At 65.3% G+C, this 8940-nt stretch carries 6 protein-coding genes and 2 pseudogenes; 4 read left to right on the forward strand and 4 right to left on the reverse strand.

Going from position 1 to position 8940, the window contains the following annotated elements:
- The 3 genes from AB0G13_RS32565 to mraY form a co-directional block, all read right to left on the reverse strand.
- Positions 1–241 (reverse strand): helix-turn-helix domain-containing protein (locus AB0G13_RS32565; RefSeq protein ID WP_357882869.1); only part of this gene is annotated, 241 nt, incomplete at its 3' end.
- Between the two features lie 60 nt (positions 242–301).
- Positions 302–1405 (reverse strand): hypothetical protein, encoded by a 1104-nt coding sequence (locus tag AB0G13_RS32570; protein WP_357882872.1) that lies wholly within the window; start codon positions 1403–1405, stop codon positions 302–304.
- Between the two features lie 171 nt (positions 1406–1576).
- Complete coding sequence (gene mraY, locus AB0G13_RS32575; RefSeq protein WP_357882874.1) at positions 1577–2680, reverse strand: phospho-N-acetylmuramoyl-pentapeptide-transferase; 1104 nt, start codon at positions 2678–2680, stop codon at positions 1577–1579.
- An 865-nt stretch (positions 2681–3545) separates the two neighbouring features.
- Between mraY and AB0G13_RS32580 the strand changes: the two genes are divergently transcribed.
- The gene (locus AB0G13_RS32580) at positions 3546–3764 is read left to right on the forward strand and encodes a hypothetical protein (protein ID WP_357882877.1); all 219 of its coding nucleotides are present in this window, start codon (positions 3546–3548) and stop codon (positions 3762–3764) included.
- Between the two features lie 1588 nt (positions 3765–5352).
- On the opposite strand, the gene AB0G13_RS32585 is transcribed toward AB0G13_RS32580, so the two are convergent.
- Positions 5353–6000 (reverse strand): hypothetical protein, encoded by a 648-nt coding sequence (locus tag AB0G13_RS32585; RefSeq protein ID WP_357882880.1) that lies wholly within the window; start codon positions 5998–6000, stop codon positions 5353–5355.
- Positions 6001–6492: 492 nt separating this feature from the next.
- Here AB0G13_RS32585 and AB0G13_RS32590 point away from each other — a divergent pair.
- The 3 genes and pseudogenes from AB0G13_RS32590 to AB0G13_RS32600 all read left to right on the forward strand — a co-directional run.
- Positions 6493–6981: pseudogene (locus tag AB0G13_RS32590) on the forward strand (replication initiator); the annotation flags it as partial.
- Positions 6978–7175, forward strand: coding sequence for a helix-turn-helix domain-containing protein (locus AB0G13_RS32595; RefSeq protein WP_357882883.1), 198 nt, complete (start codon positions 6978–6980; stop codon positions 7173–7175). The pseudogene AB0G13_RS32590 and the gene AB0G13_RS32595, both read left to right, overlap by 4 nt.
- Positions 7175–8379 (forward strand): annotated as a pseudogene (locus AB0G13_RS32600) (tyrosine-type recombinase/integrase); the annotation flags it as partial. The gene AB0G13_RS32595 and the pseudogene AB0G13_RS32600, both read left to right, overlap by 1 nt.
- Positions 8380–8940: the final 561 nt, after the last annotated feature.

Here is an 8940-nt window from a genome sequence, read left to right on the forward strand (position 1 = left end):
GCAGCCGCCCCTCATCCAGCCGACACCGAGACCCACCAGGCCCCTTCGACGCCAGAGCCTGCTCACCACCGGCCCGCCACCGCTTACGCCACCCGTACACCGCGGTCTGCGACACCCGCAGCCTGCGCGCGACCTCCGGCACCGACACATCCTCAGCGAACCACCCGGCCGCCTGCCGCCGCACCGCCTCACGCTTCGCCCGCCCCCGGGCGGACAACCCACCTCCATCGGGATACCTCATCCCATCGACCTACCCCAGCCCACGCCCATCACACAGACCACATCGGACGAACCTGGCCATTCAAGATCTGTAGCCGTCGAACCGTTCCCAGGTGAAGCCTGGATCGCGCAGCGGTCGGAGCGCCGACCGGCGCCGGCTCCCGGCGTAGATCTCTACTGAGCCGTTGGGGGAGGTTGCGGTCGCGACGACGAGGCCGGGAGCGACGTAGTGCTGGGTCGGGTCTCCCGGCCATCGCATGGGTTGCAGGGGAACCTGATGCAGCGGTTCGACCAGTTGCTGCGCCTGGTCGGCATTAACCGTCGCGAAGCCGCCGAAGGGGCTGGAATATGACGCCTCGCAGAGGAGGAACTGCAGCAGGAAGGCGCTCAGGGGCTCCCGCTCGCGTTGCGCGTGAAGTCCGCTGTACTGCACTGTCGGGTCTGCCTCGGTCGGATCCAGCAACATCACGAAGACGCCCTGGTTCTCCGCCCCGAACTGCAGCAGCCCGTCGTCCTCCTCCTCCAACTCGTCGGGAGTGTAAATCTGGTTATGCAACCCGTACACCTCTTCACGGCCAGCAGCCGCCCGGTAGAAGGCAAGCAACGGTTCGGGGAGCGGTCGGTCCAGGTCGCCGGGCGCATCGTTGCCCGGTGGGATGTCGGCGTACCAATCGGCCACGAACTCACGCAACGCGGCGACAGGGTCGTGGGGCAGGAACCGGAGCCAGTCGAGGCTGGAAAGTGGATGCTGCGGTGTGGGCCGTACCCGATCGAGAACGTCGAGCGGCAGACGGTCCGCGATGTGCAGCTGGCAGAATGAGAGCTTGCCCGGCAGACGGTACGGAAACGGGCTGTCCTTAGCTATGTCACCCGGCCTGTGACGGCTGACTACATGCCGCAATTCGCCTAGCGGCAGATATCCCTCTGGCAGGTGGACGAATCCGAGACGCGGAAGTTCGGAGCTGGCCAAACGTGCTTCCACGCCCTCGGGGAAGGGGTCATGCAGCGTCAGGTCGTCGAAGTTCTGCACTGCGCTGCCGTCGGGCCGGTCCCCGAATTGGACGATGACCAGCATCGCCGACGGCCCGACCACGTAGGTGACATCGCCCGCCGGTAGAGCCTGCGCCGGCGCGCCGGCACACGACAGCATCTCGGTTTCCGTCATGACAGACCACAGCTCAGGCACGCGACAAGGCTAGGGGATCTCTCCGCCCACTGGTCTCCAGCCGCCGTCCCCGACGGGAGCGAGATGCACGCCTTAAGGCAATGCTGCTGCCAGACGCTGGCACCCCGGCGGGGAACCAGGCTGCCCGGCGGATCACCGTCGGTGGCACGACACAGGCTTGTCGCGTGGCATTTATCCAACGACCGCCAAGAAATCCGAGTAGAACAGGCCGAGGCCGACCGCCACGCAGACGCCGGCCACGATCCAAAACCGGACCACAATATTGACCTCGCTCCATCCGGCCAACTCGAAGTGGTGGTGCAACGGCACCATCCGGAAGACACGTCTACCGGTGGTCCGGAACGAGACGATCTGGATCACCCAGGTCGTCGTGATGATGACGAAGAGCCCGCCGATCATGATCGAAAGCAGCGTGGTGCGGGTTGCCACCGCGAGCCCGCCGATCAGGGCGCCGAGCCCGAGCGAGCCCACGTCACCCATGAAGATCCGCGCCGGGGACGTGTTCCACCACAGGAAGCCCACGCAGGCGCCGGCCGCAGCCGCCGCGATCATGGCGATCTCCAGGGGATCCCGGACCTGGTAGCAATAGTCGTTCACGCGGGCATACGCGTCGTCGGCGCACCAGTGCCGGTACTGCCAGAACCCGATCAGTGCGTACGCGCTGAGCACCAGGATCGACGCGCCGGTGGCCAGGCCGTCGAGGCCGTCGGTGAGGTTCACGCCGTTCGACATCGCCATGATCACGAAGACGATGACTATGACCGCGCCGACCTTGCCGACGTTCAGCCAGCTGATGTCGCGGATGAGCGAGATGTGCTCGCTGGCCACGGTTTGGCCGTCGGTGCTCGGCACGTAAAGCGCGGCGATGCCGAGCCCGCCGCCGACGATCGCCTGGCCGAGCAGCTTGCCTTTGGCGGACAGTCCGTCGGAGTTGCGCCGGCGCACCTTGAGGAAGTCGTCGAAGAAGCCGACCGCGCCGCAGAAGACGAACAGCCCGAGCAGCACCAGGGCCGTCATGGTCGGCCCCTCCTGCGCGATCTGCCGCTCGGGCAGGGTGGTCAGGGCGATATGCCCGGCGACGTAGGCGAAGACGGTCGCCACGATGAAGACGACGCCGCCCATCGTGGGCGTGCCCTTCTTGCCCTGGTTGCTGGCGAGCCCGATGGATCGGATCGGCTGGCCGGCCTTGAGCGCGGTGAAGACGCGAATCGCCACCGGCGTGCCGAACAGGGAGATGATGAACGCGACCGCGGCCGCGACGATGACCGCCCTCACGGGCGAACCTCCACGAGATCCGAATTTCTCACGGCGTCCCCACCGGGATTCCAGATCAGCGCCTGGCGTATCGACCTGAGCTGGCCGTGCAGATCGTCCTTAGCGAAGTCATCGATCACGAGGCACGATCTTGCCATCCGACGGCGAGCGGAGCGGCCCTGGACCTCACAGCGCCGTGGTTCGTAACTCACCGACACGATCCGACGACGATCTTGCAGCGCCAGGCCCGTGAGCTTGCGCGACCAGGAAGCCTAAGCCATCCCCGTCTGCCGCCGACCCACACCTCGTGGAGCGGGCCAGGGCCAGGGTGACAAGGCGGAGCGCCCTACTGGACGTACGACCTTGTCACCCTGGCCCTGGTCTGCTCGGCTTGCCTGGGTCGGCGGCTGGCGGGATGGCATCCCACCTCAACCACCCACGACCCGGAACCGTTCGGCAACTCCATCCTGGTGGGCGGCACTTGCGCTACTCGGCGGGTTCTACGCCGGCACCTGGCTGAACTCGCCACACCACAGCACAGTCGGGGACGCCTTCGTCCTGGTCCTCGCTGCCATTCCTGCTGGCACCGGTACCGCACTCGGCTTCGCAGTCGGTCGGCACCTCGCGACCCGACGGCTTTCGACCCCTCGCTTGTAAGTTCTGGGCGCTTCGTCCGGCCCGTCCGCGCACGTCTCTGACGTCGGGCGTTGATCCGCCGCCGGCTGGCCTTGGCTCTCACTGTTCGGCCCTGTTGCTGTCACCGTTGCTGTCGCGACAGCAACAGGGCCGACTGCTTCGGCGTAACGCGGATACGGAGCACTGTCTTGTGCCCTGTGGTGCCCACACTGGAGACGGCCGCGTTCGAAACGCCTGGCAGACTGCCATCATGTCGCCTGAACCGGAATCGTGGACCATCAAGCACTTCTCGCAAGGCAACCCAGCCGGCCCCGGCCAGGACAGTGTCCCGGCGCTGCTACGCCGCATCGCAGACAGCATCGAACAGCGGCCCGGCATAGAGGTCCAGGACGTCATTTTGCGCAACGAGGTCAACGCCGACGGTGACTGGTGGTCGGCCACGGTCTACTTCCACGAACCGTCGGTCTAGCGAAATCCGGCGTACAGGTCGGCAAGTGTCCGGCGATGATCGCCATCTAACATCACCTCGTGGTTCCAACTAGCACGAACTCAGCTGGCGGGCTGCCGCCTCGACGGTTTCCGCTGGGAGTCAACATCGCAAGCGCATTGTTGGCTCTTCAGGCGTCGCTGCTAATATTCGCGGCGATTGCCGCCATATACGCCCAAGGGGGAATCAACGCTGCCGTAAACGACGCAGCGGGCCGTTCCAGCGTCCCGGTAGACAGCAGTTCGGTCGCACTCAAGGCGTCCTACTTCCATTTCGAAGCTCGGCTTACCCTGTGGTATGCGCTTTTCTTCGCGCCTGCCTCGGCTGGCGTCGCGTTGTGGGTCAGGACGGGTCGACAGAGCGCGAGAGTAGCCGCCCTCGCAACGAGCCTGCTTAGCGTGCTTTGCTGTTGCTGCTCCGGGGGCCGGCTATGGCTATCTGACGAACCAACAGAAATTGATGAAGCGCTTCCGGCCGCATTCGGTCGAATATATCCAGCATGGGTCGACCTGGGCAAGCTCGGATTAGTGGTGTCCTTTGTGCCCGCATTTATCGCGGCAGCCGCACTGGTCCTCAGTGGGCGTACCGTTGCCCGCACCTCCCCAGGATCGAACCAGTGACCTCTTCGGTGTGAACGCGGATGGGGCTCACCGTCGGGTGCTAACGGACACCGCTCTGTGGTGCCGAGCATGGCCACTTTGCTGTCCTGTGTCGCTTGCCGCTGGCCGTTGCTGTTGCTTTCGCTGCCTCCTGGCTGCCTCACCTCGCCCACCTCACCTGGGATCAACGTCGAGGCCGCCTCTCGCCGACGATGTCACACCCACCTGCCAACGTTGATGCGCCTGACGATCGGGAGGGACAACATGGCTTCAGCGAAGCGGCAACGCCAACGCGAGCGCCGAGCCCTGGGGCAACCTGCGCAAGCTACCGCGCCGATTGAGGTCGCGGTGCCACCGAAGCAGACGAAGCGAGCATGCGAACGGTGTGGGGAAGGTTGCCGAACGGACAAGCCCATCTACGGATGGGTATGCGCCAACTGCGCCTATGAGCTTGACCGGTACGTGATGATTCGAATGGGTCTCACCGGAGGCACAGCAGTCGACGTTTACGAGGCCGCCAAGCGACGTGGGGACCTTCCTCCGCCCGGTCCACGTGGACCGGGTATCAACGTCCGCAAGCCGTAGGTGCCACAAGACGCCGGTGGCGACACACGGTTTAGGAATTCTCGAAGCCGCCGTTGCGGCGACCATGCCACCTGCCGTTGCTGCTGGGTAGACACCTCAGTCGCCGTCAGACCTTGACCGTCGTTGTCCGTCTGCTACCGCAGGATCGGGCACGCAACGGGCACGGGCCCCCTCCGGTCCTGACGTCTCGCTTACAAGTTCTAGGCGCTCCGTCCGGGCGCGTCCGCACGCGTCTCTGACGTCGGGCGCTGATCCGTAGCCCTCCGTCGCCGGTCCCTGACGTCCAGCCCGGTTGCTGTCACCGTTGCTGTCGACAGCAACCGGGCCACCCGCGCCTGGAGCCTCGCGGTAGGGCCATCGGGGTCGAAGCGAAAGTAGAAGCTGGATCATCGGCAGGCAGGCTCAGCGTCTCCCACGTATTCGTTCATTGAGATGCGGTAGCTCTCCGAGGCAAGCAAACCTGCCATAAGCTTCGCGTTCTTGAAATGTTGCCGCGCTTCGTCGCAGGCGCGAACCTTCCGTTCCCAAATTGCCCAAAAGTTCTCGCTATAAGCTTGGCTATAGATGCGCTCATCGTGCGGGCCAGTTGGGGCGGTATCAATAGCAGCCTGCATTGCCTTACGAGCTTCATCTAACTTGCCCTGGCCAAAAAGCGCGCCACCCTCTATCCTGTGAAGGCGCGGATGGGTTTTCCAATCAACCTTCTTGGAAGTGCCAATCTTGGCAATCTCCACGCTTTCGGCATATCTATCCGAATCGTAGAACGCTTGGGCCACTAGGTAACATTCATGAGCCGAAACGTCTTGGGGAATCTCTCGAATGATGTCGGCCGCCCGCTGCGCCAGGGCCACTCTTTCGCTGTCGAGTCCCACACGAGGCTGCCTTCCAACCACCTGCTCCTTGCCACTCTTAATATCGGCGCCACTTTCTCGTGAAAGGTCCGAAATCCGTTGTATCACCTGCCCAAGCTCTGACCTCGCCTCTTTCGATTTCTGCTCTACGTTCTGTTGATAGGTGGCGTAGGCGGACGCCACCGACACAACGAGCGCTAAGACTGCGACAAGGATACTGGGCTCCTTGTACCAAGACCTGCGCTTCTGGGCGTCGGCTTGGAGATTTGCGATTCTCGACTCTAGTAGGGCGAGCTTTTCCTGCCCGCCAAACGTCGCAGGCGACGTCGTAGACCGTGGCTCAGGGACCGACCGGGCACGAGGAACAGTCCGACGGCGACTCCTACCCAACACCCACCTCCGACTCGCTGGGACCACCCTTCGGCCACTTTAGAGCGATTCGTCAACCACTGAGCTGCGGCTATAGGCCGCACCAGCCACACACCATCCTCACTGTCTGCCGCCGACCCGCCCTCTGGGGAGCGGGCCGCCGCCCGGTCCGCCACGTCAAGACGGCCTTGACGTACGTACGGAGGCTGCCGGATCAACCTGAGTCGGTGTCGGCTCTCGTGTCACGGACCGCGCCCCCGGCGGACACCGCCACAGTGGCGCAGTTGACCCAACCTCGCCCGGCACGAGGTCACCGGCCACTGCTCGACCCGCCTCACCCCGGACACCATCGACGCCTACGCCGACCCGGAAGGTGACCACCTCGCCCGCCTCATCGACGCCTGCTGGCGACTCGGCCGCCCCACCCACACCACGACAGCCACCGGCGCCGCAACCAGCGGCGAGCGTCAAGGCCACCTTGACGGCCAACCGAACCTCTATGCGGGGCTGCGGCGCTGGGCGCACATGCTCGGCTTCGGCGGCCACTTCCTCACCAAGGCCCGCCGCTACTCGGTCACCTTCGGCCTGCTCCGCGACACCCGCGCTACCTACCCCCGCACCGAGGACGACACCACCGACACCATCATCGGCACCCTCACCTACTCCGGGGCCGGCTGGCTGACCGACGGAGACGCGCTCCTGGCCAACACCGCCGCCGCCGAACGCCGTGAGCGCAGAGGCGTCGGCCGCGAAGAACTCGCCCACGAAGTCTGGCTCACCGGGGCCGCCGCATGAACCACGACCTCACCCCGCGCTGGTACTCCCCCGCCGAGGTCGCCGTCCTGCTCGGCTTCGGCATCTCCAAGGTCAAGATCAAGATCGCCACCGGCGAGCTGCGCTCCATCAAGGACGGCAAGTACCGGCGCATCCTCCCCGAATGGGTCGACGACTACATCCGCGAGCAGGTCGAACGCCAGGAGGCCGCCTGATGCCCGCCCGCGCACGAGCCAACGGCGAAGGCTCCATCTTCCCCTACCGCAACGGCTACGCCGCCTACGTCTGGGTCACCAAGCCCGACGGCAAGCGCACCCGCAAGTACGTCTACGGCAAGACCCGCGAGGCCGTCCACGACAAGTGGATCAAGTTGCACCAGCAGGTTAAGCAGGGTCCGGTGGCGACGAGTGTCCCGACTGTCGGCAGCTTCCTCACCTACTGGCTGTCGGAGATCATTGAGCCGAACCGCGCACCGTTGACCTACGCGACCTACGAGACGTTCGTCCGCCGCTACATCTCCCCCGGCCTCGGAGCCAAGCGGCTCGACCGGCTCCAGTCACGCGACGTGCAGACCTGGATCAACCAGGTGGCCCGCACCTGCCAGTGCTGCGCCCAGGGCAAAGACGCGGCCCGGCACAAGGACAAGCGGTGCTGCTGCGCCGTCGGCCACTGCTGCCAGGCCGTCCCGTGCACACGGACGGTCAGCGACATCCGGGCCGCCCTGCGGGCCGCCCTCACCCACGCCCAGGCCGAAGACCTCATCGCCAAGAACCCCGCCGTGCCGGTCACCCTCGCCACCGTTCGCCGGCGGCGGGGGAAGTCCTGGTCGAGCGACGAGGCCCGCAGGTTCCTGGAGTCCGCTCGCCGCGACGAGGACCAGCCTACGCCCTGGTCCTCGTCGTCGGTCTGCGCAAGGGCGAGGCGTTGGGACTCACCTGGGACAGCGTCGACCTCGACGCAGGAGAGCTGACCGTCGGCCGCCAACTGCAACGCGTTCGGGGAAAACTGCTCCACCGCGACACCAAGACCCAGGCGTCCGACGCCACGCTCCCCCTCCCCGATATCTGCCTGACCGCGCTCAAGTTGCGACGCGGACAACGCGACGAGGCACGAGAAACCGCCGGAAAGGCGTGGCACGAAACCGGCCTGTTGTTCACCACCCGCTATGGCACACCCATCGAGCCGCGCAATTTCCAGCGCTCATGGCAGACACGGTGCGAGAAGGCGAAGGTCAAGCCGATCACCGTCCATGACGCTCGCCGCACCTGCGCCACGCTCCTGGCCGACCTCGACGTCCACCCGCGAGTCGCCATGCAGGTGCTCCGGCACGCCCGCTTCTCCATAACGATGGAGATCTACACCCAGGTCTCGTCCAAGGCAACGCGAGAAGCCCTCAAGCGCCTCGGCGACTCCCTCGGCCACTGCCGCCGCTGCTGTACTTCACTGCTGTACAACAGCAGAAAGGCCACCTCCCAAGACTGGGAAGTGGCCTTTGACCTGCGTGGGCGATACTGGGATCGGACCAGTGACCTCTTCGGTGTGAACGTCAGTTCTCCACGCCGCCAGGGCTCAGTCGCTGCCATCTTTTGCTGTCCGGTGCCGGCGGCCTGCCTGTGAGGGTTGTCGGATACCAGATGCCATCGGACCTCTCGCTGACTTCTTGCTGACACACACAGACAACCCCCAGGCGGTGGTCCATCTGGTCAGGTTGTGGGCTCTGCGGAACAAGTGGTGACGCGGCAGAAGCTCCTGCGCCAGTGGACGCAAACCCGGGACAGGCTGCTGGGAAGCCCCCATCAGGCGCCGCCGCTGTAGTTCTCTGGTCGACCTCGGGAGGCGGACGGTTCAGGAGAGGTGTCGAGCCAAGTCCCGTGCAGCCTCCTCCCCATATCCCTGGCGCATGCGGTCGAGAAGCACGGTCGGGTCGACCTGGTACTCCTGGGCGCCGATTCTCTCCAAGGCAAGGCCGGCGACCAGCGA

Source organism: Micromonospora sp. NPDC023633 (assembly GCF_040640035.1).
In the GTDB taxonomy this organism is placed as follows: domain Bacteria; phylum Actinomycetota; class Actinomycetes; order Mycobacteriales; family Micromonosporaceae; genus Micromonospora.

Bases quoted from the DNA above. Each gene is read 5' to 3' on its own strand.
- AB0G13_RS32580 (WP_357882877.1), top strand. From the start codon at position 3,546: ATGTCGCCTGAACCGGAATCGTGGACCATCAAGCACTTCTCGCAAGGC.
- AB0G13_RS32595 (WP_357882883.1), top strand. From the start codon at position 6,978: ATGAACCACGACCTCACCCCGCGCTGGTACTCCCCCGCCGAGGTCGCC.